The sequence below is a fragment of the Cellulosimicrobium cellulans genome (genome assembly GCF_024124905.1).
GTDB lineage: Bacteria > Actinomycetota > Actinomycetes > Actinomycetales > Cellulomonadaceae > Cellulosimicrobium > Cellulosimicrobium cellulans_G.
In genome coordinates this window covers 778,661-805,459 of record NZ_JAMXST010000001.1, presented here as the reverse complement: position 1 = coordinate 805,459, position 26,799 = coordinate 778,661, and the positions used below count along the sequence as shown (strand labels likewise).

The 26,799-nt window shown below is 73.6% G+C and carries 19 protein-coding genes and 1 tRNA gene; 13 read left to right on the top strand and 7 right to left on the bottom strand.

Features of this window, described 5'->3' with window-relative positions; translation table 11 throughout:
* Nucleotides 1-38: 38 nt before the first annotated feature.
* From NHH00_RS03685 to NHH00_RS03675, 3 genes are all read right to left on the bottom strand, one after another.
* Nucleotides 39-1,046: a beta-ketoacyl-ACP synthase III gene (locus tag NHH00_RS03685; RefSeq protein ID WP_253050254.1), complete on the bottom strand. Its 1,008-nt coding sequence runs from the start codon at nucleotides 1,044-1,046 to the stop codon at nucleotides 39-41.
* The gene (locus tag NHH00_RS03680; protein WP_253050252.1) at nucleotides 1,043-2,032 is read right to left on the bottom strand and encodes an ACP S-malonyltransferase; all 990 of its coding nucleotides are present in this window, start codon (nucleotides 2,030-2,032) and stop codon (nucleotides 1,043-1,045) included. Before NHH00_RS03680 ends, NHH00_RS03685 begins: the two co-directional genes overlap by 4 nt.
* Nucleotides 2,033-2,164: 132 nt before the next feature.
* Nucleotides 2,165-3,364: a PucR family transcriptional regulator gene (locus NHH00_RS03675; protein WP_374614067.1), complete on the bottom strand. Its 1,200-nt coding sequence runs from the start codon at nucleotides 3,362-3,364 to the stop codon at nucleotides 2,165-2,167.
* A 132-nt stretch (nucleotides 3,365-3,496) separates the two neighbouring features.
* Between NHH00_RS03675 and NHH00_RS03670 the strand changes: the two genes are divergently transcribed.
* Entirely contained in the window at nucleotides 3,497-4,183 is a 687-nt protein-coding gene (locus NHH00_RS03670; protein ID WP_253050250.1) for a hypothetical protein, read from the top strand.
* A 129-nt stretch (nucleotides 4,184-4,312) separates the two neighbouring features.
* Here NHH00_RS03670 and aceE read toward each other — a convergent pair whose 3' ends face one another.
* Nucleotides 4,313-7,075 carry a pyruvate dehydrogenase (acetyl-transferring), homodimeric type gene (aceE, locus tag NHH00_RS03665; RefSeq protein ID WP_253050248.1) on the bottom strand — a complete coding sequence of 921 codons (2,763 nt, stop codon included), beginning with the start codon at nucleotides 7,073-7,075 and terminating at the stop codon, nucleotides 4,313-4,315.
* Nucleotides 7,076-7,507: 432 nt separating this feature from the next.
* Between aceE and NHH00_RS03660 the strand changes: the two genes are divergently transcribed.
* The 12 genes from NHH00_RS03660 to NHH00_RS03605 all read left to right on the top strand — a co-directional run bounded on the left by NHH00_RS03660 (nucleotide 7,508) and on the right by NHH00_RS03605 (nucleotide 24,943).
* Nucleotides 7,508-7,921 carry a DUF3052 domain-containing protein gene (locus NHH00_RS03660; protein ID WP_253050246.1) on the top strand — a complete coding sequence of 138 codons (414 nt, stop codon included), beginning with the start codon at nucleotides 7,508-7,510 and terminating at the stop codon, nucleotides 7,919-7,921.
* A complete protein-coding gene (locus NHH00_RS03655; protein ID WP_374614063.1) occupies nucleotides 7,905-8,408 on the top strand; it encodes a peroxiredoxin in 504 nt (167 codons plus the stop codon). Before NHH00_RS03660 ends, NHH00_RS03655 begins: the two co-directional genes overlap by 17 nt.
* A 128-nt stretch (nucleotides 8,409-8,536) precedes the next feature.
* Nucleotides 8,537-8,610: transfer RNA gene (locus NHH00_RS03650), tRNA-Val, on the top strand.
* 179 nt (nucleotides 8,611-8,789) lie between these two features.
* Nucleotides 8,790-9,236, top strand: coding sequence for a hypothetical protein (locus NHH00_RS03645; protein WP_253050244.1), 447 nt, complete (start codon nucleotides 8,790-8,792; stop codon nucleotides 9,234-9,236).
* A 1-nt stretch (nucleotide 9,237) separates the two neighbouring features.
* A complete protein-coding gene (locus NHH00_RS03640; protein WP_253050242.1) occupies nucleotides 9,238-10,557 on the top strand; it encodes a KGGVGR-motif variant AAA ATPase in 1,320 nt (439 codons plus the stop codon).
* A gap of 229 nt (nucleotides 10,558-10,786) precedes the next feature.
* On the top strand, nucleotides 10,787-11,974 hold the full coding sequence (locus NHH00_RS03635) for a hypothetical protein (RefSeq protein ID WP_253050240.1): 1,188 nt from the start codon (nucleotides 10,787-10,789) through the stop codon (nucleotides 11,972-11,974).
* 194 nt (nucleotides 11,975-12,168) lie between these two features.
* Entirely contained in the window at nucleotides 12,169-15,903 is a 3,735-nt protein-coding gene (locus NHH00_RS20945; RefSeq protein ID WP_253050238.1) for a DUF4132 domain-containing protein, read from the top strand.
* 164 nt (nucleotides 15,904-16,067) lie between these two features.
* A complete protein-coding gene (locus NHH00_RS03625; RefSeq protein WP_253050236.1) occupies nucleotides 16,068-17,204 on the top strand; it encodes an ATP-binding protein in 1,137 nt (378 codons plus the stop codon).
* Nucleotides 17,195-19,699, top strand: coding sequence for a DUF5682 family protein (locus tag NHH00_RS03620; protein ID WP_253050234.1), 2,505 nt, complete (start codon nucleotides 17,195-17,197; stop codon nucleotides 19,697-19,699). The genes NHH00_RS03625 and NHH00_RS03620 overlap by 10 nt, the downstream gene beginning before the upstream one ends.
* A 164-nt stretch (nucleotides 19,700-19,863) precedes the next feature.
* On the top strand, nucleotides 19,864-20,940 hold the full coding sequence (locus tag NHH00_RS03615) for a VWA domain-containing protein (RefSeq protein WP_253050232.1): 1,077 nt from the start codon (nucleotides 19,864-19,866) through the stop codon (nucleotides 20,938-20,940).
* Nucleotides 20,937-23,249: a hypothetical protein gene (locus NHH00_RS03610; protein ID WP_253050230.1), complete on the top strand. Its 2,313-nt coding sequence runs from the start codon at nucleotides 20,937-20,939 to the stop codon at nucleotides 23,247-23,249. The genes NHH00_RS03615 and NHH00_RS03610 overlap by 4 nt, the downstream gene beginning before the upstream one ends.
* Entirely contained in the window at nucleotides 23,246-24,943 is a 1,698-nt protein-coding gene (locus NHH00_RS03605) for a bifunctional 3'-5' exonuclease/DNA polymerase (RefSeq protein ID WP_253050228.1), read from the top strand. The genes NHH00_RS03610 and NHH00_RS03605 overlap by 4 nt, the downstream gene beginning before the upstream one ends.
* A gap of 57 nt (nucleotides 24,944-25,000) precedes the next feature.
* Here NHH00_RS03605 and NHH00_RS03600 read toward each other — a convergent pair whose 3' ends face one another.
* From NHH00_RS03600 to NHH00_RS03590, 3 genes are read right to left on the bottom strand one after another with little or no spacing between them, the layout of a single operon-like run.
* A complete protein-coding gene (locus NHH00_RS03600; RefSeq protein ID WP_253050226.1) occupies nucleotides 25,001-25,486 on the bottom strand; it encodes a VOC family protein in 486 nt (161 codons plus the stop codon).
* A complete protein-coding gene (locus NHH00_RS03595; RefSeq protein WP_253050224.1) occupies nucleotides 25,452-26,360 on the bottom strand; it encodes an AraC family transcriptional regulator in 909 nt (302 codons plus the stop codon). Before NHH00_RS03595 ends, NHH00_RS03600 begins: the two co-directional genes overlap by 35 nt.
* A 29-nt stretch (nucleotides 26,361-26,389) precedes the next feature.
* On the bottom strand, nucleotides 26,390-26,779 hold the full coding sequence (locus tag NHH00_RS03590) for a hypothetical protein (RefSeq protein WP_253050222.1): 390 nt from the start codon (nucleotides 26,777-26,779) through the stop codon (nucleotides 26,390-26,392).
* Nucleotides 26,780-26,799 lie beyond the last annotated feature (20 nt).

Genomic DNA, 26,799 nt, shown 5'->3' with positions numbered 1-26,799 from the left:
GCGGGGGAGGGCGGCCGTCCGTCCAGGGTGATTCTCCCCTACGGCAGGACGACCACCTGCGCCGCGTAGACGAGCCCGGCGCCGAACCCGATCTGGAGCGCGAGGTCCCCGGAGCGGACCTGGCCCTCGTCGAGCAGGCGGCGGGTGGCGAGCGGGATCGAGGCGGCCGACGTGTTGCCGGTCTCCGCGATGTCGCGGGCGACCGCCACCGTGTCGGGGAGCTGGAGCTGCTTGATCATCTGGTCGATGATGCGCATGTTCGCCTGGTGCGGCACGAAGGCGCCGATGTCGCCCGGTGCGACCCCGGCCTCCGCCATGGCCTTGGCCGCGACGGGCGCCATCTGGAACGCGGCCCACTTGAACACGCTCTGCCCGTCCTGGCGCAGCGTGGGCCACCCGAGCGAGGGGTCCTCGCGCAGGTCCGACCAGGCGTGCGTCTGGCGGATCGCCTGGGCCTTGCCGCCGTCGGACCCCCACACCGTGGGGCCGATGCCCGGGGTGTCCGACGGGCCGACGACCGCGGCGCCCGCGCCGTCGCCCAGGAGGAACGAGATCGACCGGTCCGTCGGGTCGATGAAGTCGCTCATCTTCTCGGCGCCGACGACGAGCACGTGCGTGGCGATGCCCGCCCGGACGAGCGCGTCGGCCTGCGCGATCGCGTAGGCGTAGCCCGCGCACGCGGCCGAGACGTCGAACGCGGCGGCGGGCGTCGCACCGAGGCGCTCGGCGAGCACCGCGGCCGCGGCGGGCGTCTGGTGGAAGTACGTGACCGTGGAGACGATGACGGCGTCGACGTCGGCGCCCTGGAGCCCCGCGCGGGCGAGCGCGTCGCGCGCCGCCGCCTCGGACAGGTCGAGCACGTCGACGTCGGCCCCGGCGCGGCGGCGCGTCACGATCCCGGTGCGCTGGCGGATCCACTCGTCGGACGAGTCGATCGGCCCGGCGATGTCGTCGTTCGTGACGACGTTCTCGCCGCGCACGCCACCGATCGCGAGGATCCGCGAGAACGCCGGGCCGGTGGCCTGGCGCAGCGTCACGCCGCTCACGCGTCGTCGCCCGGGGCAGGTGCGCCGCCCACGACGGAGTGGCGGGCGATCAGGTCGCGGGCCGCCTCGACGTCGTCGGGCGACTTCACGGCCACCGACTCCACGCCCTTGAGCGTGCGGCGCGCGAGGCCCGTGAGGACACCGCCCGGCGCGAGCTCGAGGATCGCGGTGACGCCCAGCTCGGCGAGCGTCTCCTGGCACAGGTCCCAGCGCACGGGCGCGGCGATCTGCGCGGTGAGGCGCCGGACGACGTCGCGTGCCTTGCCGGACGTGCTGCCCTCGATGTCGATGGTCGCGTACGACTCGCCGTCGGCGTTCGAGAGGAACGGCAGGCGCGGGTCGGTGACGTCCCACGCCGCGGCGACCGGCTCGAACTCCTCGAGCGCGGGCTGCATGAACGGCGTGTGGAACGCCCCGGCGACCTGGAGCGGGATGACGCGCGCCTTGGCGGGCGGGTTCTCGGCGAGCGCCGCGAGGTGGTCGAGCGCCCCGGCGGCGACGACCTGGCCGCCGCCGTTGACGTTCGCCGGCCACAGGTGCGCGGCCTCGATCGCGGCGAGGACCTCCTCGGGGTCGCCCCCGACGACCGCGCTCATGCCGGTGGGCGTCGCGGCGGCGGCCGCTGCCATGGCGCGCGCACGGTGCGCGACGAGCCCGACCGCGCCGACGTCGGTCAGCGCGCCCGCGACCGCGGCGGCGGCGAGCTCCCCGACCGAGTGGCCCGCGGTCACGTCGACGACGTCGGCGGTGTCGCGGCCGTCGAGGATCGCCCGCAGGGCGACGAGCGACGACGCGACGATGAGCGGCTGGGCGACCGCGGTGTCACGGATCGTGTCGGCGTCGGACTCCGTCCCGTGCGCGCGCAGGTCGAGGCTCGCGGCCTCGCCGAACGCGGCGACCTGGTCGGCGACGCCGGGCAGCTCGAGCCAGGGGGCGAGCATTCCGGGGGACTGGGAGCCCTGTCCAGGGCACAAGACGGCGAGCACCCGTCAACTGTGCCAACCCGCTGCTCCCGCGCCACGTCACGACCCGCACCAACCTTGCGGAAGGTGATTGTGCCGAACCTACAAGGCGACCCGGACGGCGCACCCCATGAGCGCCGCTCCGCCCGCCCGGGCTCAGCGCGCGGTGGAGAGCTGCCCGAGGGCGAGCGCGACCTGCAGGACGAACGACTCGCGCGCGTCGAGCGGGTCCCACCCGGTGATCTCGGAGACCTTGCGCAGGCGGTAGCGCACCGTGTTGGGGTGCACGTACAGCGAGCGGGCCGCCGCCTCGAGCGACCGCCCCGTGCCGAGGTAGGCCGACAGGGTCTCGAGCACGGATCCCGTCGCCTCCGCGAGCGGCCGGTACGCCTGCGTGACGAGCGTGCGGCGCGCGGTCGTGTCGCCCGTGAGCACGCGTTCGGGGAGCAGGTCGTCCGCGAGGACCGGGCGCGGTGCCTGGGGCCACGCCGGTGCGGCCCGCAGGCCCGCGAGCGCGGCCTGGGCCGAGCGCGCCGCCTCCTCCAGGCCGGGGACGGTCGGGCCGATGACGACGGGGCCGGGCCCGAACCGCGGCAGGAGCGACGCGGCCGCGGCCTGCAGGTCGCCCTCCCCGCCGAGGACGAGGACGAGGCGGTCGCCGTGGATGCCCACGAGCGCGTCGCCCGCCGCGCGGCGCGTCGCGCGGCGCAGCTCGGCCGTGCGCACCTCGTCGAGCGTCGAGGCGATCGTCCCCGCCATGACCAGGGTCGGGCCGTGGCCGCCCCAGCCGAGCGCCGAGACGCGCGAGCGCAGCGAGTCGTCGCCGTCGCCGCGGATCAGCGCGTCGACGACGAGGGCCTCGAGGCGCGCGTCCCACGCGCCGCGGACCTCCGCGGCGCGCGCGTAGACCTCGGCGGCGGAGAACGCGACCTCGCGCGAGTAGCGCAGGACCGCCTCGCGCAGGTCGCGCTCGCCTCCCGGGGCGGCGAGCTGGTCGGAGTACGCCTCGACGACCTCGACGACGATGCGGACGAGCTGGAGCGTGTTCTGCAGCGAGATCGAGCGGGTCAGCTCCGGAGGGGCGGCCGCGAAGATGTCGCTCACGCCGTGCGGCGGGGCCAGCGGGTCGGCGTACCAGGTGACGAAGGCGGTGATGCCGGACTGCGCCACGAGACCGACGTACGAGCGGTCCTCGGCCGGCAGCTCGCGGTACCAGGGGATCTCGTCGTCCAGGCGGCGCAGGGCCGCGGACATGAGCAGACCGCTCCCGTCGCGCAGGCGCTGGAGGTTGTCCGCGTTGCCCGTCGGGCCGCTCGGGGCGGACGCGCTCGCGGGCGTCCTGGGGGTGGCCGTCACGCGCCGAGCATACGGTCCGTGCTTGTGGACAGTCCACAAAGGGCCGCGCCCGCACACGAGCCCGCGCGGAGCCCGACGGCGTCCGACCCGGGCCGCTGGGTGAGCGTCCGGACGACCCGCTAGGGTCGGGACATGGCCCTCATGCCCCGACTCCGCCAGCTCATGCGTCGGCCGACGTCCGCGTCGACCGTCGGCACGCGCCGCCCGCGGTCCGGGGAGAAGCGCGGGGACACGGTCCACGAGGACGCCCTGCGGGCGATGCTCGTCGACGACCCCAACGACGAGCGCGCGTTCCGGGCGCTCGCCGAGCTGGTCCGACGCCGCGCCGCCGAGGGGCCGGCCGCGGACGACCCGCTCGCCGCGCCTGCGGACGAGACGGAGAAGCAGCGCGCCGCGGACCTCGCGGTCTGGGCGCTCGCGGAGGAGCTCGCCGGGCACCCCAAGGGGTGGTACCCGCTCGTCGAGCTGGGGCGGCTGTCCCTCGACGACGACCAGGAGGCCGCGCTGCGCCGGTTCGCCACCGCGGCCGAGCGCGACCCGTCCGGCCGCGCGCTCGCACAGTCGATGGAGGTGCTGCGCACGGCGGGCCTGCCCGTCGAGGCGCTGGGCCTGGGCGTCGGGCACTGGCGCGCGCGCGAGCACGAGCCGGAGGTCGGGCGCCAGCTCGTCCTCGCGGCGATCGAGGCCGACCGTCCCCTCGAGGCCCGGCACCACCTGGAGTCGCTGGTCGAGTACGGCGACCCTCAGGGTGTGGCGTCCCTGCGCACGGACCTCGAGCGCACCGTCGCGCAGGCCGAGCAGCACCGCGCCGGGACCTGACCCGCGCCGCCCGGGCGAGGACGCGGCGCGGGACCGCCGCTGCGCCGTCGGGCCGCCCACTGCCCGCACGACGACGGCCGGTCACCCCGCGGGGCGACCGGCCGTCGTCGTGCTACCGGGCGGGGACCGTCAGGACTCGCCGCCCGCGTTGCCGGACGTGCCGGCGGTGACGTCCATGAGGCGGTACTTCTCGATCGCCTGGGCGGACGCGTCCGCGGGGACCTTGCCCTGCTTGGCGAGCGCCTGCAGCGTGCGGACCACGACCGACGGGCCGTCGATCTTGAAGTGCCGGCGGGCGGCCGCGCGGGTGTCGGAGAACCCGAAGCCGTCGGCCCCGAGCACCTCGTAGTCGCCCGGGACCCACTTGCGGATCTGGTCGGGCACGAGGTGGTCGTAGTCGCTCGTCGCGACGAACGGGCCCTCGGCTCCGGACAGCTTCTCGGTCACGTACGCGACGCGCGGCTCGGCGGCCGGGTCGAGGAACGCGGCCTGGTCGGCGGCGAGGCCGTCGCGGCGCAGCTCGTTCCAGCTCGTCACGCTCCACACGTCGGCCGCCACGCCCCAGTCGTCGTGGAGGAGCTGCTGCGCCTCCAGCGCCCACGGGACGCCCACGCCCGAGGCGAGGATCTGGGCCCGCGGGCCGTCGCCCTCGCCGACGGAGATGCGGTGGATGCCCTTGAGGATGCCCTCGACGTCCACGTCCTCCGGCTCGGCCGGCTGGACCATCGGCTCGTTGTACACCGTGAGGTAGTACATGACGTTCTGGTCGCGCCCGTCCGCGCCGACGCCGTGCTCGCCGGGGCCGAACATGCGCTCGATGCCGTCGCGCACGATGTGGCGGATCTCGTACCCGTAGGCCGGGTCGTACTGGACCATGGCCGTGTTCGTGCCCGCGAGGAGCGGCGAGTGGCCGTCGGCGTGCTGCAGGCCCTCGCCGGTCAGCGTCGTGCGGCCCGCGGTCGCGCCGATGATGAAGCCGCGCGTGAGCTGGTCGCCCGCCGCCCAGAACTGGTCGCCCGTGCGCTGGAAGCCGAACATCGAGTAGAAGATGTAGAACGGCACCATGATCTCGCCCTGCGTGGCGTAGGACGTGCCGACCGACTGGAACGCGGCCGCGGAACCGGCCTCGTTGATGCCGGTGTGCATGATCTGGCCGGCCTCGGACTCCTTGTAGCTCAGCATGAGCTCGCGGTCCACGGCGAGGTAGTGCTGGCCCTGGGTGTTGAAGATCTTCGCCGACGGGAAGATCGAGTCCAGGCCGAACGTGCGCGCCTCGTCCGGGATGATCGGCACGATGCGCTTGCCGAACTCCTTGTCCTTGATGAGGTCCTTGAGGAGCCGGACGAAGGCCATCGTCGTGGCGATCTCCTGCTGGCCCGAGCCCTTCTTGAGGATCTCGTAGGACTTGTCGCCCGGCAGGGTGATCGGCTTGGGCGACGAGCGGCGCTCGGGGACGAACCCGCCGAGCTGCTGGCGACGGTTCAGCAGGTACTGGATCTCCGGCGCGTCGGGGCCCGGGTGGTAGTACGGGGGCTCGTACGGGTTGGCGTCGAGCTCCTCGTCCGTGATCGGGATGCGCAGGGAGTCGCGCAGCGCCTTGAGGTCGGCGAGGCCGACCTTCTTCATCTGGTGCGTCGCGTTGCGGCCGGCGAACGTCGGGCCGAGCGCGTAGCCCTTGACCGTGTGCGCGAGGATCACCGTCGGCTGGCCCGTGTGGGCGCGTGCCGCGGCGTAGGCCGCGTAGATCTTGCGGTAGTCGTGGCCGCCGCGCTTGAGGTTCCAGATGTCGTCGTCGGTCATGTTCTCGACGAGCTGCTTGGTCCGCGGGTCGCGGCCGAAGAAGTGCTCGCGGATGAACGCGCCGGACTCCGCACGGTACGTCTGGTAGTCGCCGTCGGGCGTGACGTTCATGAGGTTGACCAGGGCGCGGTCCTTGTCCGCGTTGAGCAGGACGTCCCACTCGCGGCCCCAGATGACCTTGATGACGTTCCAGCCCGCACCGCGGAACTGCGCCTCGAGCTCCTGGATGATCTTGCCGTTGCCGCGCACCGGGCCGTCGAGGCGCTGCAGGTTGCAGTTCACGACGAACGTCAGGTTGTCGAGCTGCTGCTGCGCCGCGAGCTGGAGCATGCCGCGCGACTCGGGCTCGTCCATCTCGCCGTCGCCGAGGAACGCCCACACGTCCTGCTGCTCCGTGTCACGGATGCCGCGGTTGTGCAGGTACTTGTCCGTCCACGCCTGGTAGATCGCGCTCGCCGGGCCGAGGCCCATGGAGACCGTCGGGTACTCCCAGAAGTCGGGCATGAGCCGCGGGTGCGGGTACGACGGCAGGCCGCCGCCCGGGTGCGACTTCTCCTGGCGGAACCCGTCGAGCTGGTCCGCCGAGAGGCGGCCCTCGAGGAACGCGCGCGCGTACACGCCGGGGGAGGCGTGGCCCTGGAAGTAGACCTGGTCGCCGCCGCCGGGGTGGTCCTTGCCGCGGAAGAAGTGGTTGAGGCCCACCTCGTACAGCGTCGCCACCGACGCGTAGGAGGAGATGTGGCCGCCGACGCCGATGCCGGGCCGCTGCGCGCGCGTCACCATGACGGCGGCGTTCCAGCGGATCCACGAGCGGTAGCGGCGCTCGAGCGCCTCGTCGCCGGGGAAGTAGGGCTCCTCGTGCACACCGATGGTGTTCACGTAGGGGGTGGTCAGGGACGTCGGGACGGCGACGTTGCGCTCCCGGGCCCTCTTGAGCAGGTTCAGCAGGACGTAGCGGGCGCGCGGGCCCCCGCGGTCGTCGATCAGGCCGTCGAGGGCCTCGACCCACTCGCCGGTCTCGGCGGGGTCGAAGTCCGGAACCTGGCTGAGCAGACCGTTGATCAGCGGTCCGGTCTCGTCGTACGAAGCCACCAGCAACCTCATATCTCGTCGGATGCCGGGCGCACGGCCGCGCGGTACACGGCCGACACCCGTCTCGGGGCCACTCCGGGCACGCGGCCGCGGCCGCTGGTGGCGACCGCGCCTCTTCACGAGACCAGGGTGGTCTACCCATTGTGTTCACAACGCGCGCGTAAGTCACACCATCGGGTGGTCAAGAGGGCGTGATTTCGGCGACACGGCCGGGAGGGGAGGTGTCCCGGCGTCGTGCGGGTGCGGTGCCCGACGGAGGTCCGGGCACCACGTGCCCGGCCGGTGTCCGTGGGAGGCACCTTGCCAAGCAACGGATCCTCCGGTGGGCTACCTTTGCCAGACACGGCAGGTCGTCGTGCGCGCGGGCGTCCGCCCGCGCGTCGGTCGGCCCGCCGCACGGACGGACAGGACGAGGAAAGGAACGACACGACAGTGACCGACACCGCAGGGCCCAGCGGGGCGGACCGCCTGGGGTTCGCGCCCGGCAACGTGGTGCAGGAGTTCGGCTGGTCGGAGGACGTCGACGACGACCTGCGCGGTGAGCTCGAGGAGCTCGTCGGCGGCGAGCTCGTGGACGAGGACTACGACGACGTCACCGACGGCGTGATCGTGTGGTTCCGTGAGGACGACGGCGACCTCACCGACCTGCTCGTGGACGTCCAGACCGTGCTCGACGACGGCGGCCTCATCTGGGTGCTCACGCCCAAGCCGGGCCGGTCCGGGCACGTGGGCCACAACGACATCCAGGAGGCCGCGACCACGGCCGGGCTGCACGCGACGAGCACGTTCGCCATCGCGCCCGACTGGTCCGCGACGAAGCTCGGGACCCGTGGCCGCGGTCGCTGAGGGCGCGAGCGCACCGACCGTCGGGGGCGCGGTGCGTCCTGGTCCGGGGGACCCGGCGCCCGACTTCACGCTGCCCGACACGCACGGCACGCCCGTCCACCTCGCCGACCTGTGCGGCGGCCCGGTGCTCCTCGTGTTCTACCCGTTCGCGTTCTCCGGCATCTGCACGGGCGAGCTCTGCGAGCTGCGGGACAACCTCGAGGACTTCGAGGCCGCCGGCGTGACCCTGCTGGGCATCTCCTGCGACTCGGTGTTCACGCAGAAGGCGTGGGCGGCCCAGGAGGGCTTCGAGTTCGACCTCCTCTCCGACTTCTGGCCCCACGGCGACGTCGCCCGGGCCTACGGCGTGCTGGACGAGGAGAACGGGCTCGCCCTGCGCGGCTCGTTCCTGCTCGACGCCGACGGGATCGTGCGCTGGTCCGTCGTCAACCCGCGCGGGCAGCGCCGCGACCTCGACGGGTACCGACGGGCGCTCGAACAGTTCTGACGCGGCGCGGCAGCCGCGGGGGGCGCTGGGCGGGAGGACCGACGGCGGTCGTTGCGTAGGGTGGGTGCGTCCGGTCGGCGTGGCAGGTGGCGGGGTGTGCACCCGGTAGGCTGTGCTCCGCTGTTCCAGGGCCCGTAGCTCAGCTGGTTAGAGCGCCACGCTTACACCGTGGATGTCGGGGGTTCGAGTCCCTCCGGGCCCACCGCTCGCAACGACCTCCGCTGGATCAACCGAAGTAACGTCGTGGTCAGCTCACTTCCGCCACCACACATCAAGTTCGGTCGAGCCATGCTTCAGTTCGAGCCCTGACGGGCAATAGCGTGCGACTCGCCTTGCTAGCGGCGCGACGCTTCGACCCCAACTAACGATAGTCTGGGCGGCGTGTCCACACCGTCCTTCGGAGCATCGGCCAGGCGCCATCTGGCGGACGCCGTCTTCCTGCACGCCGATGACCGAAAGCCAAACGCAGATCACTTAAGTGGCCTCGCTGCCGAATGCGCACTTAAGGCCCTAGTGCTAGAGGGGCTAGGCGGCACGATCATGAATGGGTTTGTAAGCCCGACGCCTGAGGGGCCGAAACTAAGGGAACACGTCGGTGGACCGAAATCAGTCTGGACCACGGTCGCGGCGCTCGCCCAGGGGAGGCCCGAGCCCGAGGTGACGGATTTGCTTCGTGAGGACCCGTTTCACGATTGGGTGGTACACGATCGTTACAGCGAGGGCAAGCACATCACCAGCGAGATCGTGACTCGGCACATCGACGGTGCGCGCAGAGCAGCAATTGCCCTAGAGTCGGTGCGCCTATCAAACATGATTGGCGGAGAGTGACATGCGGTTCGACCATGCCGCTAGCAACGCGATCACGATTGCTGAATCATTCGCGACGACCGCCAATCGGGACGTGATCGTCGTTCGTGACCTACTGGGGCGGAATGCTCTAGCGCTCGATGGCGGCGAGCGAAACGTCGATGATCTACGGCAGACGTTGCGGGACGAGTGCTCACCCTTCGTTGGCGCAGACCCGGTGATTTTCCTCGAGGACCTGCTTGCTCCGGAGCTGTTGCGTGACTCGACGAATCGCAGGCCGGCCCCCTTTCTCTTAAGCCCGTCCGGTCGCGTGTCAGTCATCGAGAGGGGGACCGTCGGCGCCGACTGGTTAAATCCGAACGATAGCCCGCCTGCGCGACGCGTCACATTGTATGGATTCAAAGGCGGCGTCGGCAGAAGTACAGCGACATTCTCGCTTGCTCGGCACCTTGCTCAGCAAGGGCTTGTGGTTCTCGTCGTCGATCTCGACCTGGAATCGCCGGGGGTCAGTACGATGCTCGCCCCAGAGATGAGCCAGCTTCCGGAGCACGGCATTCTCGACCATCTCGTCGAGTACGGAGTTGGGAACGAGCATGGACTAGACCTGGCCGCCAGATCTTCCGCAATCGGGGACACGGTAGGCAATGGCGAGGTTTGGATTAGCGCAGCCGCGGGGCGACCTACACCGGGATCTAGTTATTTGGATAAGTTAAGTCGCGCCTACCTGGATCTTCCGGCGGCACCTGAGTCAGGTAGGGGGCGGATTCCTTTCGGTGCTCGCCTTTCGGCCGCAGTCGCCGCCTGCGAAGCGCAAGTAGAACGTGAGAGCCGCAGACCGGATATTACTCTTCTCGATAGTCGCTCCGGAATTCACGATATTGCGGCCGTCGCGATCACCCAGCTGAGTGCGCTTTCGCTGCTGTTTGCAACGGATAATCCGCAGACATGGCAAGGGTACGGCGAGTTGTTCGGCCGCTGGGCGACGCGGCTGGACTCAAATTCTCGAAGCGCCCTGCGCGATCGACTGCAGATGGTCGCCGCACTCGTTCCGCAAGGGGATCCTGCCTCATACCTGCGACGGTTTGCCGACAACGCCCAGGCTTGTTTCGCGTCGACTCTCTACGATGAGACACCGGCGAATGCCGAGATCTCAACTTTCAATTTCGCACCCCAGGATGAGTCCGCGCCACATTTCCCGATTCCTATACACCACAGCGTGGACTTGATCGGAATCGTGCCCGGCGTGGATTCGCGTTGGAGTACGGCAGGTACCGCAAACTTTGCTTACGCAGATTTTCTCGACCGAGCCACTCGACTAATATTGGAGGCGCAAGATGCTTAGCGCTTACGAGTACCGCGACCTCCTTGCGGCTGCCGTGCCCGAGGCTAATGACGCGGAGACGAGCGAGCCAAACACAACCACGCTCTACACGCCGTTTCAACATCGACGGGCTCTCGACCCTAATGTTGCTATTGTCCAAGGCGGGCGGGGGGTTGGGAAGACTGTATGGTTCGAAGCGCTTCAGGACCCTGATCTGCGCCAGGTCGCAGCCCGCAGGTATGCCCTTGACGTGCTGGATCGAATCGATGCTGCGCCGGGTTTCGGCGCTCGGCTTCGAAGGGAGTATCCAAGTCAGAGGAGACTGCAGTCCCTATCTGAGCGTTTCGTACCTGAGGATATCTGGACGGCCGTGGCGCTCAATGGATTCGGCGTGTCAGAAGTCACGCAGCTGCCCGACTGGGAAGAGCGGGTCCAATGGGTGAAGGATAACCCGGGTTCGGTTGAGGACCGCCTTTTGGATGTAGACGAGGAGGCCGGTCGGAGCGGCCGAATGAAGGTACTTTTGTTTGATGCCATGGATCGACTCCATAGCAATCGATCCACTGCAGACCAACTTACACACGGCGCGCTTCGGCTTGCGCTCACGCTTCGTACTTCTACGCGAAATCTCCGCGCGAAGATTTTTATTCGATACGATATGTTTGAAAGTGCCGGGACAGACTTTCCCGACGCGAGCAAACTCACAAACAATATGGTAGATTTGCGGTGGGATGTCACGAGCCTGTACTCGCTACTTTTTCATTTGATGAGTGGCGCTAGTTCGCCGCATTCTGGTGCGTTTCGCCAGGAAGCAAACTGGGTCCAGGGCAAGGCTGGTTCACGCGAAGAGCTTGAGCGCGCGCTACACCTCATTGCGTCGCGGCACATGGGAACGAATCATCGAAAGGGCTACACGTATACGTGGATTCCTAATCATCTCGCGGACGGCCGTGGTCAGGTAAGTCCTCGAAGCTTCTTGAGCGCGTTGAGTCACGCCAATACGCGTACGCGAGAGGAGTTTGCGAGTCACGGCAAGGCCCTGCATTGGGATGCAATTCGCCATGGCGTGCAGCATGCGTCTGGGATCCGCGTGCGCGAGGTGGGAGAAGATACGCCTTGGGTAAAGGACGCACTCGAACCCTTGCGCGGTCAGCAAGTGCCGATTGAGCCTGACAGTGTAATGGCCCTTTGGCGTGCTGCCGATCTCGAGAATACTCTCGGTCAGCAGATTGCGCGCACCGAGAGCCTTCCCGATGGGGACGAGAGTGGTGCGTTTCAGACAGGTCCCACGAGCACGAGTTACTCCCACCTTATCGAGGACCTCCGTGAGTTTGGTATGTTCACGACCAGGGCGGATGGCCGGCTTGATCTGCCTGATGTGTACCGCATCGCGTTCGGCGTTGGACGAAAGGGTGGAGTTCCCCTCGTTCGGAATTGATCTCGCTCTTGGTGTGGTTTCGAAGATCCTGGTTTGAGGCCTGAGATCGGGCTCGGAGAGCGATTAGGGTATTTGCTCGACATGTTTGAGCGTCTCATAGTCGGGCTGGTGCATTGTCGTTTCCGGGTGTTCTGTTGGCGCCGACCCGTAGCATCTGCCGCACCAGCAGCGACGACGTGACGGTGAGGTAGAGGGTGCTCGAGAAGGTCAAGGGTCTGTTCCGGCGGGACGAGGAGCAGGCGGGAGGTGGCCGGCCGAGCGCTCGGCTCGTCGACGCGCTGAAGGTGCTCGCCGTCGAGTCGCCGGGCCTCGCAGACCGCGCGGTCGCGTACGTGCACCGGGGCGAGGGGCCGGAGGTCCTGCTGGAGCTCGAGGCCCTGCGCGGCGGTGACGTCGAGGCGCTGCTGGGTCGGCCGGGCCAGTCCGGCATCTACTCGTGGACGACGCCCGCGCAGGACGACCGGCTCAAGGCCGCGGTGCCGGGCTGGACGTCGGCGAAGGCCGTGACGGCCCGGTCCAACCTCTACACGCTGAGCGACTCGGTGACGATCCCCGAGCTCGTACGGCTCGGCCGGGTGCTCAGCGCCGTGTCGTCGGAGGTCGACCGCGAGCGCCCCGCCGACCCGCGCTGGCTCACCGTGCTGGTCAACGACATGTCGCGGCGCGCGAACGAGCGCCGCAAGGGCAGGAACGGCAAGCAGACGCCCGACCGCTGGACGCCGGACCTGCTGCTGGCGCTCGCGGTCGAGGGCGGCGTGCCGGAGGCCGACGCGCCGGCGGTCGTGCTGCGCGAGCTGTTCGAGCGCCCGACGTCGTCGTGCTGGGCCTCGCGGCACCTCGGCCCGGCGCTGCTCGGCGACCCGGCGCGCGACTTCGTGGTCGCGCACGTCGACGTCGCGACCCAGGCGCTGCCGGGCGTGAGCGCCGCGGGCCGGACGGAGCTGGTCGAGCTCGTGGCGTCCGACCCGGTGGCGACGGACGCGCTCGCCCCGCTCCTGGCTCGGCTCGCGGCGGACACGAGCAAGGGCGTCCGCGAGGCGGCGGTGGCCGCCGTCGCGCAGCTCCCCGGCGAGCGGCAGCGCGAGATCCTCACCCCGCTCCTCACGGCCCTCGCGCCGTCCCGGCTCGGGACGGTCGTGACGCGCCTCGCGCAGGTCGACGGCGGGCTGGCCGACCTCGAGCAGGCCGCCGCGCAGTCGACCGGCGCGCGGGCGACGCTCCTGCGGGACACCGTCGAGCGCGCCCGCGTGCTCGACGCCGCGCAGGAGGACGAGCCGGCGATCGAGGTCCCGCCCTTCGAGCCCTTGCCGGAGACGGTGCTGGGCGACGAGTTCGTGCAGGCCGCGCGGGCCGCGATCGACACCGCCCTCGAGCGCGCCCGCGCCGAGCAGGCGGCGCACCCCGGCGAGGGCAAGGGCGACGGCGACGGGTGGCCGCGGTGGCGTCGCCAGGCCGTCGAGCAGGACCTCAAGGAGCTGCCCGGCATCTCCGACGAGGACCTCCGGGTCTTCGCGGCGTTCCTGTCCGGGACGAGCACGCGTCGCCCGGGCGGCGTCGCGATGCGCCGGCTGTCCGCACCGGGCGTCTTCTCGCGCCTCCCGGGCATCACCCTCCTGCACCGGCTGCGGCTCCAGGCGAACGAGGCGCGCGGCCACAGCGAGCGGTTCGGCTGGTATCGGCTCAACGAGGGCGACACGCTCGACGTCGACCTGCGCGTCCTCGACGAGGCGCTGCGACGCATCGGTCGCGACGACGCCGAGGCGCTGATCGACGAGCTGTACTTCTCCACGTGGTGGGCCATGGACACGGTGACGCCCGAGAATGCGTGGCCGTACTACGCGGGGCGCCTCGACCGGCTCGCCGCGGCGCTCGACGATCGCGAGCGCACCTACGGCACGACCAAGCCGGCCCGGGCGCTCGCGGTGCTCGCGCAGCTCCCGCACGTCCCGCGCCGGTTCCTGCCGCGACTGACCGAGCTCGCGCTCGGCGAGGGCCGCACCTACCGCGCGACGGCGCAGGCGGCGCTGAGCACGCACCCCGGCGTGCGGGGGCTGGCCGAGCAGGGGCTCGGCAACGGCCGGTCCGAGGTGCGCCGCACCGCCGCGGAGTGGCTGGCCCGGCTCGGCGACGCCGACGCGGTGCCTGCCCTGCGGGCCGCGCTCGCGAAGGAGCGCAGCGAGGTCGTCCGTGCGGCGCTCCTCACGTCGCTCGAGAGCCTCGGGGAGGACATCTCGGTCGATCTCGCGCCGGAGGTGCTGCTCGCGGAGGCGACCAAGGGACTGCGCGGCAAGGCGCCGGTGAGCATGTCCTGGTTCGACCTGGGCTCCCTCCCGGACGCGCGCTGGGCGGCGGACGGCTCGCCGGTGGACCCGACGATCCTGCGCTGGTGGGTCGTGCTCGCGGTCAAGCTCAAGGACCCGAGCGGCGCGGGGCTGCTCGAGCGATACCTGTCGCTCCTGCAGGAGGAGGACCGCGCGCGCCTCGGCAGCCACGTGCTGGCCGCGTGGGTCGCGCAGGACACGCGCAACCCGTCGCCCCAGGAGAGCGACGCGCACGCGACGGCCGGCGCCCAGCAGCGCTACGACCAGTACCAGGCGTGGGCCAAGCGCTCGCCCGAGTACTACTCGGTCGAGGCGTCCAAGTCGGTCGAGGACCATCACCGTGACCTGTACCGGGAGCACCAGGCGACCTACCTCGGCTCCGCGGTCAAGGACAAGGGGATGCTGGCACTCACGGTCGCGATGCCGGGCGGCGAGCTCGCCGCGACCTTCCAGCGCTACGCCAAGGCGCACATCGGCCGCCGGGCGCAGACCGAGGCCCTCGTCCAGGCGCTCGCGGCGAACGGTCAGCCCGCCGCGATCCAGGAGCTCCTCGCGGTCTCGCGGCGCTTCCGGCAGGCGACCGTGCAGGAGACCGCGCAGCGGCTCGCCGCCGAGCTCGCGGACCGGCGCGGCTGGACGGCGGACCAGCTCGCGGACCGGACGGTCCAGACGGCGGGCTTCGAGGACGACGGTCTGCTCCACCTCGACCTCGGGTCGCGCGAGTACGTCGGGCGCATCACTCCCGCGTTCACCCTCGAGCTCACGAGCGACGCCGGGAAGGTCGTCAAGGCGCTCCCGGCCGCGCGGGCGCAGGACGACCCCGAGCTCGTCTCGGCCGCGAAGAAGCAGCTCACCGCGAGCCGCAAGGAGCTCAAGGCGGTCGTCGCGCTGCAGACGCAGCGGCTCTACGAGGCGATGTGCGTGGGCCGCACCTGGACGGCGCGGGAGTGGCAGGAGTACCTGCTCGGCCACCCGGTGATGTCGCGGCTCGTCGAGCGGCTCGTGTGGGTCGAGAACCCCGGTACGGACGAGGCGCGTCCGTTCCGCCCGGACGGCGGCGCGCTCGTCGACGCCGACGACGAGGACGTGGTGCTCGGCGAGGGGTCGACCGTCGGGCTCGCGCACGCGGTCCTGCTCGGGCCGGACGCGACGGCCGCGTGGGCGGCGCACCTCGCGGACTACGAGGTCGACCCGCTCTTCGCGCAGCTCGACGTCGCGACGCCCGACGTCCCGGTCGGCGCGACGGCGATCGACGACCACAAGGGCTGGTTCTCCGACAGCTTCTCCATCCGCGGGCGAGCCACCAAGCGCGGCTACACGCGCTCGCAGGCCGAGGACGCCGGGTGGTTCAGCGCGTACACCAAGTCGTTCGCGAGCGCGGGGGTCGTGGTGCAGATCGAGTTCACGGGGTCGTTCGTCCCGGAGGAGAACATCGCGGCCGCGGTGACGGCGCTGACGTTCGAGCGCACGGGACGCGGGTCGGGGCGGGGGACCGCGCGCATCGCGGACCTCCCGCCCGTGCTCGTGGCGGAGGCGTACCGCGACTACGTCGCCGTCGCCGAGGCGGGTGCGTTCGACCCCGACTGGGAGCGCAAGAGCCAGTACTGACGGTGCCCGTCGGTCCGCACCAGGACCGACCGGCACGGAGCGGCACGGGAGCGGTGCGGTGCTGGGACCCGGCGCCGCACCGCCGGGCGTGTGGGACGCGGCTCCTACGCTGACCTGCAGGACCACGGGCACGGCGCCCGCGACCCGACGAAGGAGGAGCCCGGGTGACGAGCACGACGACCGGTGACGCGCAGGTCGCGGCCGGAGGACCGGGCGAGCTGCGGCCGCCCGCCGAGGTCCGGTACGCCGACGAGCTCGCGGCGCTCGCGGCGGCGGACGCGCGCCGGGGCGCCGACGTCCCGCCCGGGTGGCGCCTGAGCCCCCGTGCGGTGCGCGCGTTCGTCGTGGGCGACGCGGAGCTCGGCGTGAGCCGCAAGTTCTTCGGCGACGACCCGCTTGTCGACCGCGCGGTCGTGTCGCTGCTGGGCCGCCAGGGGCTCATGCTCGTCGGCGAGCCGGGCACCGCGAAGTCGCTCCTGTCCGAGCTGCTGGCCGCCGCCGCGAGCGGCACGTCGACGCTCACCGTCCAGGGCACCGCGGGCACGAGCGAGGACCACGTGCGGTACTCGTGGAACTACGCCCTGCTCATCGCCGAGGGGCCGAGCGAGCGCTCGCTCGTCCCGTCGCCGGTCTTCCGCGCGATGGAGAGCGGGCGGATCGCGCGGTTCGAGGAGATCACGCGCTGCGCGCCCGAGATCCAGGACACGCTCGTGTCCGTGCTCTCGGAGAAGCAGCTCATGGTCCCCGAGCTCGGCGCCGACGCGCGCGTCGCGGCGCGGCCCGGGTTCAACGTGCTCGCGACGGCGAACCTGCGCGACCGCGGCGTCCACGAGATGTCGGCGGCGCTCAAGCGCCGCTTCAACTTCGAGACCGTCGCGCCCATCCGGGACCGCGCGTTCGAGATGGAGCTCGTCGAGAGCCGGCTGACGGCCGAGCTCGGCCCGGCCCCGGAGCGTCCACGGCTCGACCGCGACGTGCTCGAGGTGCTCGTCACGGTCTTCCAGGACCTGCGCACGGGCACGACGGCGAGCGGCGCCCCGGTCAAGCGGCCCGAGACGGTGATGTCGACCGCCGAGGCCGTGAACGTCGCGGTCGCCGCCTCGCTCGAGGCCCGCTACCTCGGCGACGGCACGGTGACCGCGGGCCAGGTCGCGCGCCAGGTGGGCGGCGTGGCGCTCAAGGGCGACGAGGAGGACGCGCGCCGCCTGCGGCACTACGTCGACAACGTGGTGCGCGAGCGCGCGCGCTCGGACGCGCGGTGGAAGGACTTCCTCACCGCGGCGGGCGACCTGTGGCGGTAGCCCCGCGCGCGGCGTGGGACGCCGCGCCGCTTCGGCTGCGGCAGGCGGCCCGCGACCTCGTGACCCTGCGCGAGCGCGACGGCGTGCACCTGGTCGGCGTGCGCCACCACAGCCCCGCGTGCGCGGTCGCCGTCGCCGCGCTGGTCGAGGAGGTCCGGCCCGCGGTCGTGCTCGTCGAGGGGCCGGAGGAGTACACGCGCCTCCTGCCCGCGCTGCTCGACGAGCAGACGGTCCCGCCGGTCGCCGTCCTCAGCCTCGCCGGCGACCCCACGAACGGGGCGGGAGGAGTCGCGCGCGGCGCGGGGTTCTACCCGCTCGCGCGGTACTCGCCCGAGTGGGTCGCGCTCCGGGCGGGACACGCCCTCGGCGCCGGGCTCGCGTTCGTCGACTCCCCGTGGGGCGCGCGGCAGGCGGAGGACGACGACGAGGGCCCGGCGGCCCGCACCGTCCTCGCGGAGCGGCACCTCGCGCACTCCCGCACGGTCGCGCGGATCGCGGAGCGCCTCGGGTGCCGCGACCACGACGAGCTGTGGGACCACCTGTTCGAGGCGCGGGACACCGCGCGCCTGCGCGACTGGCGCGAGCTCACCGACGACGTGTTCGCGTGGGCGGCCCTCGCCCGCCTGGACTACGAGGACGAGGCGCTCGTCGCGGACGGGTCGCTCGACCGGGAGGCGCGGATGTCGGCACGCGTCGCCGAGCACGCGGCGCGCGCGGCCGGACCGGTCGTCGTCGTGACGGGCGCGTTCCACACGCTCGCCCTCGTCGAGGCGCTGACCGGGAGCGCGCACGGCGAGGCGGTCGTCGCGCGCCGCCCGGCGGGCGGGTACGGCGACCTGGCCGACGCGCCCGCGTGGCTCGTGCGGTACGACGACGAGCGGCTCGACGCGCTGCGCGGGTACGGCGCCGGTATGCCGACGCCCGGGTACTACGACCGTCTCTGGGCCGCGCACCACGACGCGGGCGGTCCCGCGGGCGCGGCGAACGCCGTCCTCGTCGACGTCGGGCGGGGGGCGAGCGAGCGGGGCGCGCTCGTGAGCGTGGCGCAGTCGCAGGCCGCGGTCGAGCACGCGCATCGGCTCGCGGCCCTGCGCGAGCGGCCGTGGCCCTGCCGCACCGACCTGCTCGACGCGATCACGTCCTGCTACGTCAAGGACCCCGACGACCTCGACGCGGCGGGCGACCGGCCGCTCGGGCTCGCGGTCGCGGAGGTGTTCGCCGGGCGCGCGCTCGGCGACGTGCCGCCCGGGGGTGCGTCGCCGCCCCTCGTGGAGGAGGCACGCGCACGCGCGCGGGCGCTGCGCCTCGACGTGTCCGACTCCGTGCCGCGCACCGTCCGGCTCGACGCGCGCCGTCGTGCCGCGCACCGCGACCGGCGCCGGTTCCTCGCGCTGTGCGCGTTCCTCGAGCTCGGGTTCGCGCGCCGGGCCTCCGGCCCCGACCACGTGGCCGGACGCGGGCTCGGCCTCGTGCTCGAGGAGTGGGAGTACGCGTGGACGCCCCTCGTCGAGGCGCGGCTCGTCGAGCTCTCGCACCGCGGGGCGACGCTCGACGCCGTCGCCGTCGCGCTGCTCGACGACGCGCGCGAGCGGGCGCGCGAGGAGCGGTCGAGCGACGCGGTGGCGCGACTCGTCGCGCAGTGCGTCGTGGTGGGTCTGCCCGACCGGCTGCCCCCGCTGGTCGCGCTCGTGCGTGCGACGCTCGACGTCGACCCGTCGCTCGCCTCGGTGGTCGCGGGTATGCGCCGACTCGTCGGGCTGTGGCGCGCGCGCACCGAGCTCGAGCTCGGTGAGCACGCCGAGGCGCTGCTCGACCTCGCGGAGCAGGGGCTCGCCACGGCCGCCTACCTCGTCCCGGACCTCGCCTCCGCGGACGAGGCGACGCAGGACGACGCGCTGGCGAGCCTCGTCGCGCTGCGCTCCCTGGTCCGCGACCTGCGCGATGCCGGCCGCGACGGCACCGGCTCGGCCGCGGAGTCCGTCGCGCGGGCGCTCGTGCACGTGCGGGAGGACGACGACGCGTCGCCCGCGGTGCGCGGCGCGCTCACGGCGTTCGCCGCCGTCGACGACGAGCTGGACGACGAGCCCGGCGGTGACGGCCTCGTCACGCGCGTCCGGGCGCACCTCGCCCCCGGCGCGGACCCGGTGGCGGCGACGGCCTTCCTCGGCGGCGTGATGCGGGCCGCGCCCGACCTTCTGCTCCACACCCCGGAGATGCTCGACGCCGTCGACGACGGCCTGCGCGGCCTGGACGAGGACGCGTTCCGTGCCGTGCTGCCCGACCTGCGTCGCGCCTTCACCTGGCTGCGGCCCACCGAGACGCACCGGCTCGCGGAGCGCGTCGCGGCGAGGACCGGCACGAGCGCCGCCGCGCTGGACCGGCACGTCGACGTGACCGAGGACGACCTGCGCGCCGGGCTGCTCGTCGAGCGCGAGCTCGTCGCGGTCCTGGAGCGCGACGGCCTCGGCGCCTGGACGCGCGGGGGAGCGTCGTGACGGGCGCGGGTGTCGGCACGGCGGACGTGCCGGACGTGACGTCGACCGGGGTAGCACCTGACGGGTTCGGGCCCGGCGCAGGCGAACCCGCCGGGAGCCGCGCAGACGATCAGGAGGCGGCGCGCCGGTGGCGGCTCGTGCTCGGCCGGTACGCCGGCGACACGTTGCCCGTCGCACCGCAGGACCAGGGCCTCGACCGGACGCTCGGTCACCTGTACGACCGCGAGTACACCGCGCGTGGGCACCGGCACGGCGACGGCGACGACGCGCGCGCCGGGCGCGGCGGCGGGGGGCGCGGGGGCTCCGTCGTCGCGGGCCTGGACTGGCTCGAGTCCGCGCGCGAGCTGTTCCCGCGCGAGACGTTCGAGCGCATGCAGGTCGAGGCGGTGGGCCGCTACGGGATGACGGAGCTGCTCGCGGACCCCCGCGCCGTCGAGGCGGTGGAGCCGAGCACGGAGCTCGCGTCCGCGCTGCTGCGTGCCCGGGGCAGGCTCGGGCCCGGGGTGCAGGACGGTCTGCAGCGGCTCGTCGCGCGCGTCGTGGAGGACGTCGTGCGGCGGCTGCGGCCGCGCTTCGAGACCGCGGTGGACGGTCGCCGCGACCGGTCGCGCCGCTCGTTCGTGCGGTCGAGCCGCACGTTCGACGCGGCGGCGACCGTGCGCGCGAACCTCGGGCGCTGGGACCCGGAGCGGCGGCGCCTGCTCGTCACGGACCTCCGCTTCTCGGCGCGGCGCCGGCGTGCGCTGTCGTACGACGTGGTCCTGCTCGTGGACCAGTCCGGCTCGATGGCCTCGTCGGTGCTGTACAGCGCGGTGAGCGCCGGCATCCTCGCCGGCCTGCCCGGGATCACCGTGCGGCTCGTGCTGTTCGACACGTCGGTCGTCGACATGTCGCACCTCGCGCACGACCCCGTGACGGTGCTCCTCACCGCACAGCTCGGCGGGGGCACGGACATCGCGCGCGCCGTGCGCTACGCGGAGCAGCACGTGCGCGACCCGCGCCGGACCGTCGTGGCGCTCGTGAGCGACTTCGAGGAGGGGGGTTCCGTGTCGCAGCTCGTCGCGAGCGTCGGGCGGCTGCACGCGTCCGGCGTACGGCTGCTCGGCCTCGCCGCCCTCGACGGCCAGGCGAATCCGGCGTACGACCGCGGCGTCGCCCGGCGGCTCGCGGAGCAGGGCATGGAGATCGCGGCGCTCACCCCGGAGCGCTTCGCGGAGTGGCTGGGGGAGGTGCTCCCGTGAGCGGTACCGGGCCTGGCCCCTGGGTCGCGGTGTACGCGGGGTACGACGACGCCGCGCTCGCCACCCTCGCCAACTCCGGCCTGGTCCGTCGCGCACGCAAGGACGTCGCCGCGGGGAAGGTGGAGGTGATCGAGCTGCGCGGGGACGGGGCCGCGCTGTCGGTCGGGGGCGCGCGCGTCGAGCTCGACGCGCGCGGTCCCGCGGGTGCGCGGTGCGGGTGCCCGACCGCCGGCGTCTGCCAGCACGTGGTGGCCGCGTGCCTGTGGGCGCGCGACGCGGGGGCCGCGCCGGTGGAGGCGACGACGGCCGAGCCGATCGAGGAGCCGACCGAGCCGATCGAGCCGGTCGAGCCGGTCGTGACGGTCCGTGACCGGACGGCGGCGGTGCGACCGACGGCCGACGCTCCCGCCGACGCCGACGCCGACGCCGATGCCGATGACGGTCCCGATCCCGGGGCCGTCCGCGCGCGTCTCGGTCGAGCCGACGCCGGTTCGGCGGGTCCGGCAGCGCAGCGCGCCGGGACGGGCGCGCCACCGCAGCCAGACCCTGGTCCTCGTGCCGCGTCGGGCGCCGATCCGCTGGGCGAGATACTCGCGCTCGACCCGCGGGCGGTGCACCGGGCCGCCGGTGCCGCCGTCGTGCGCGCGGTCGCCCGGGAGAAGCGGGAGCGGGCCGAGGTCCCGACGCGCGGCGGCACGACGGACGTGACGGTGGACGGTCCTCGTGCGGTGGTCTCCTGGCCCGACGCCCCGCGCGTCACCTTCGTCGCGGGGGCGGGGTTCGCCGGGATGCTCGTCGAGCGCGAACGCGTTGCCTCTCCGACAGCGCGCGCGGCGGACGACCGACGGTGGCGACTCGAGGCGCTCGCCCGCGTCTGGGGTGCGCACGGCCGTGCCTGGCCGTGGCCCGAGGAGGCGGCTGCGGCCGCGCCGCGCGCCGCCGGGGTGCCGGACGCGCGGACGGTCGCGGACGAGGTCGCGCGCACCGTCGAGCGCGTGCTCGACGTCGGGCTCTCGCACCTCGGCCGTGACGACCTGGAGGAGCTGCGCGGCGCCGGGGTGCTCGCCCGGCTGGGGCGCCGGCCCGCGGTGCAGCGGCTCGTCACGTCCGCGGTCGGGCGGCTCGAGGCGCTCGCGGACCGCCGCGACGCCGTCGACGAGGAGGAGTGCCTGCTCGCGCTGGCCGAGCTGTGGGCGTTCGTGCGGGCCGAGCCCGCGCCGGACGCCGCGGCGCCGGACGAGCGCGTGACGGACCTCCCGCACCTCCTCCCGCTCGGTGCTCGCTGGTGGGTCGCCGCGTCGGGGGTGCGGGGTGTCACCGTGCATCTGTGGGACGGCGCCGAGGGGCGCGCGCGGACGGTCACGACCGGGCGACCGCCCGGGGCCGACCCGACGTTCCGCCGCTCGTGGGACCTCCCGCTCGTCTGGGGGCGCTCGGTGGAGGCGCTCTGCCGCGGCCCGTTCGCCCTGCGGGGTGCGACCGAGCGTGCCGGGGCGCTGCGCCCGGGCGAGGGCCCGGTCGTCGAACCGTGGGGGCGGTTCGACGCCGACGCGCTGAGCGAGGTCGCCGACCGGACCGCGCGGACCGACGCGCGGGAGGAGGTGGGCTTCGGCCGGAGGCCGGCGGTGGTGCGGGTCGTCATGGTCCGGGACGCCGGGCCGGTCGGCGTCGACGAGGTCGCGCAGGAGATCACCTGGACCCTCGTCGCGGCGGACGGCACGCCGACCGTCGTGCGCGTCGACGCGGCCGACGAGGCGGCCTGCGACACCCTGCTCGGGGTGGCGGCGGGGAGCCGTCGGCTCGTCGCCGTCGCGGTCGAGCACGATCTGGAGTCCGGCGGGTCCGAGGCCGTCGGCCTGTTCGTCGAGCGTCCCGGGGGAGGACTCCGGCTCGTCGTGCCGACGCTCACGCCGGCCTACGACCACCGCGCCTGGTCGAGCGCGTGGACCCGGCTGCGCGCTCGCGTCCGCGCGCTGCGCGGGCGAGCCGCCACCCAGGTGCACGAGGTCGCGGTACCGGCCCCCGTCGAGGAGGTCTGCGGCACGGTGCTCGACGCCGCCGTGGCGCTCGCGGCCACCGGCCGCCGGCACCTCAGTCCGCACCAGGCGGCCGCCCTCGCCCGCGCGGCGCGGACCGCGGACGACCTCGGGGCCCCGACCCTCGCGGGTGCGGTGGCGCTCGTCGCCCACGAGCCCGACGCCGCACGCCTGCTGCGGGCGGCGCTCGTCGCCTCGCGGGGCCGCGCCCTCGCGCGGGTCGTGGGCTCGTCCCGCGAGCCCCGGCCGGACCAGCGGGCGGTGCGCGCATGAGCACGTACGCCGTCCACGTCGGGTCGCCCGAGCACGGTCGGGTCGAGCACGTCGTCGACGGCCCGGCGGAACCCGTCCGCGAGACGTGGGACGACACGAACCGGTGGTATCCACGGCTCCTCGCCGAGGGTCGGCGCGTCGAGCGGTCGCACGACCTGCGCCTGTCCCACGTGGTGCTGCGGCGCTCGCAGCTCGCCGCGGGATCGGCGCTCGCACGGCGCGACCCGGGTCCGTGGGACGCGCTCGCCGCGGTGCCCGCGGGCCGCGAGCCGACGGCGGCGCCGCGGCCCGTCGGCCTGTTCGAGCTCGGAGCCGAGGCCGTGCCGCGCGTCGAGCTCGACACGGTCGCGGAGCTGCGCGACCAGCTCGCGGCGGTCGACGGGGCCGACGGTCCGGGCGGCCCGGGACGGCTGCGGATGCTGCTCGCCGCCGAGTCGGCGGGCGCGCTCGTCGCCGCGGAGATGCACCACGCGGGCGTCCCATGGCGCGCCGACGTGCACGACGCGATCCTCACGGACGCGCTGGGCCCGCGACCGCGTCCCGGCGAGCGCCCCGCGCTCATGGAGGGCCTCGTCGCGCGCATCCGCGCGGCCCTCGACGCGCCGCCGACCCTCAACCCGGACTCGCACCCGGACCTGCTGAAGGCGTTGCAGTACGCGGGCGTCGGCGTGCGGTCGCTGCGCAAGTGGGAGCTCGAGCGCGCGGACCACCCCGTCGTCGCGCCGCTGCTCGAGTACAAGAAGCTCTCGCGGCTCTTCACCGCGAACGGCTGGTCCTGGCTCGACACCTGGGTGCACGACGGGCGGTTCCGCACCGAGTACGTCGTGGGCGGCGTCGTCACGGGTCGCTGGGCGTCCAGCGGCGGCGGGGCGCTCCAGCTCCCTCAGCAGGTGCGCCGCGCGGTGGTCGCCGACTCGGGCTGGAAGCTCGTCGTGGCGGACGCCGCGCAGCTCGAGCCGCGCGTGCTGGCCGGGCTCGCGCACGACGAGCGCATGGCGGCGGCGGGGCGCGGGGGCGACATGTACGCGGGCATCGTCGCGTCGGGAGCGGTCGCGACGCGCGACCACGCGAAGGTCGGGATGCTCGGGGCGATGTACGGGGGCACGACCGGTGACAGCGCGCTCGTCCTGCCGCGCCTCGCGAAGGCGTTCCCCGACGCCATCGGGCTCGTGGAGCGCGCCGCGCAGGCGGGCGAGCGCGGCGAGGTCGTGTCGACCCTCCTCGGCCGGAGCTCGCCGCGCCCCGGCGAGTCGTGGCAGGCGGCCCAGGAGGGTGCCTACGCGGTCGAGGAGGGCGGCGCGGACGACGCCGAGAGCGGCCGGACGGGCGCGGACGCGCAGGCGCGCGCCCGGTCGTACACCCGCGCGTGGGGCCGGTTCACGCGGAACTTCGTCGTGCAGGGCACGGCCGCCGAGTGGGCGCTGTGCTGGCTCGCCTCGATCCGGCGCCGGCTGTGGGAGCTGCCCCTCGCCGCGGCCCCGGGCGCCGCGCCCGCGCCGTTCGCCGACCGGGCGCACCTCGTGTTCTTCCTCCACGACGAGGTCGTCGTGCACGCGCCGGCCGAGCTCGCCGAGGCGGTGGCCGACGAGGTCCGCGCGGCCGCGGCGGAGGCAGGACGCCTCCTGTTCGGGGAGTTCCCGGTCGACTTCCCGCTCACCGTCGCGGTCGTCGACCACTACGCCGAGGCGAAGTGAGGGACGGGCGACGGGCCGCGGCGGACCCGTCGCCCGTCGGGCCGTCGCCCGCCGACCTCACCGCCGCGGTTCGCCGCGGTAGGTGCCGAACGACCACAGGTTGCCCTCCGGGTCCTGGAGCACGAGCTCGCGGCTCCCGTAGTCCGTGTCCCGGAGCGGGACGACGACGCGTCCCCCGGCTCCCGGTGCGCGCTCGCGGAGCCGCGTGTCGAGCGCCTCGATCTCGTCGTCGGGCACGACGACGTACGTGCCGCAGGTGCCGGGCTCGCGCGACCACTCGCGGTCGGGGGAGTGGCTGCCGAGCATGATCCCGCCGCCGTGCGGCCAGTCGAGCTGGGCGTGGGCGACGTCGCGGTCGTCGCCCGCCATGACGGTCGTCGCGACGAACCCGACGACGTCGGTGAGGAACGCGACGAGGCCGCGCGCGTCGTGCGCCTGGAGGGTGGGCCAGACCCACGGCGGCGGCACGTCGGGCACCGGGGCCGGCGCCGCGGCGGTGGGGGAGGTGTCAGCGGTCGTGCGGGTGCTCTCGTGGATGCTCATGTCCCCACCCTGGCCCGTCGGTGTGGCCGCCGGCTTGGATGTTCCCGAGCTCCTCGCGCACCCAGGCGGTCGGGCTCGTGCCGGCGAACCGGCGGAAGTCGCGCACCAGGTGGGAGTGGTCGGCGTACCCGGTGAGCGCGGCGACGTCCGCCAGCGTCCGCGCGCCCCGGCCGAGGGCGAGGCGCTGCACCTGGCGGCGCGCGGCGTCGAACCGCACGAGGCCGCGCGCGGCCCGGGGCGTGACGCCGAGCTCGGCCCGGAACAGCGTCTCGAGCTGCCGCTCGCCGAGGGCGACGTGCCGGGCGACGTCACGGACGTGCGCCCGGCCCCGGGTCCGGACGAGCACGCGCCAGGCCTCCGCGACCTCGGCGCGCACGTCGGCGCGGACGGGCAGGGCTCCGGGGCTGCCAGGCGGGTCGCCCGGGCCTGCGAAGGCCGCGCGCACGGCCTCGAACGCGGCGGCCCACGAGTCCGCCTCGGCGGCCTGCTCGCGCAGTCGGGCGGCGGCGGGTCCGAGGACGGCGTCGCCGTCCTCGACGAGGCCGAGGTCGCCGGCGCGCACGCCCAGCAGAGCCCGGCAGGCGAGCGGGTCGAGCGCGAACTGCACGCCCGCCTGCTCCCGCGGCTGGTGGATCAGGGCCGGGCGCGTGTGCAGACCGCCGACGAGCGACTCGTAGCGCACCGGGACGGCGTCCGGTCCGGGCGAGGTCGGGACGACGCCCGCGGTGCTCACGACGAGCGTGAGCCACGGCGACGGCAGGCCGCGGTGGACGGTCGGCGTGCCGTCCGTCGTCTCCGTCCGCAGGCGGTACCCGACCATCGACACGACGCCGGGCGGCAGCGCGTCGGGCGAGGCTCGCACGAACTCGTGCATCCGACCACGCTATGCGGCGGGCACGACGCTCACAGCCCGAGCGGGCGGTGCCATCCGACGTCGACGCGGAGCGAGGCGTCGGACGCCTCGTCGTCGACCTCCCACACGCACCGGACCCGCCGGTCGAGGACCGACATCGCGTCGCACCGCCGCCCGGCGCCGTCGAGGTCGACTCGCGCGCGGACGGCGTCGCGGTCGTGCCCGGACCACGAGAGCGTCAGCTCGCGCCAGCAGCCGCCCGAGCCGCAGCCCGTCTCCTCATGGACGACCTGGATGCCGTCGGCGAACGTCGGGACCGGGGGTGTGCCCGCCTCGTCGAGCTCGACCCAGAGCACGGGGCCGACCAGCCACCCGACCAGGAGGACCAGTCCGACGGCCGCACCGGCGACCCCGGCACGACGGCCCACCGTGCGCTGCATCGGCGCATCGTACCGAGCGG

Excerpts from the sequence above, each read along its gene's own strand:
- NHH00_RS03670 (WP_253050250.1), top strand. The coding sequence starts at position 3,497 with ATGGCCCTCATGCCCCGACTCCGCCAGCTCATGCGTCGGCCGACGTCC.
- NHH00_RS03640 (WP_253050242.1), top strand. The coding sequence starts at position 9,238 with ATGCGGTTCGACCATGCCGCTAGCAACGCGATCACGATTGCTGAATCA.
- NHH00_RS03605 (WP_253050228.1), top strand. The coding sequence starts at position 23,246 with ATGAGCACGTACGCCGTCCACGTCGGGTCGCCCGAGCACGGTCGGGTC.
- NHH00_RS03600 (WP_253050226.1), bottom strand. The coding sequence starts at position 25,486 with ATGAGCATCCACGAGAGCACCCGCACGACCGCTGACACCTCCCCCACC.
- NHH00_RS03595 (WP_253050224.1), bottom strand. The coding sequence starts at position 26,360 with ATGCACGAGTTCGTGCGAGCCTCGCCCGACGCGCTGCCGCCCGGCGTC.
- NHH00_RS03590 (WP_253050222.1), bottom strand. The coding sequence starts at position 26,779 with ATGCAGCGCACGGTGGGCCGTCGTGCCGGGGTCGCCGGTGCGGCCGTC.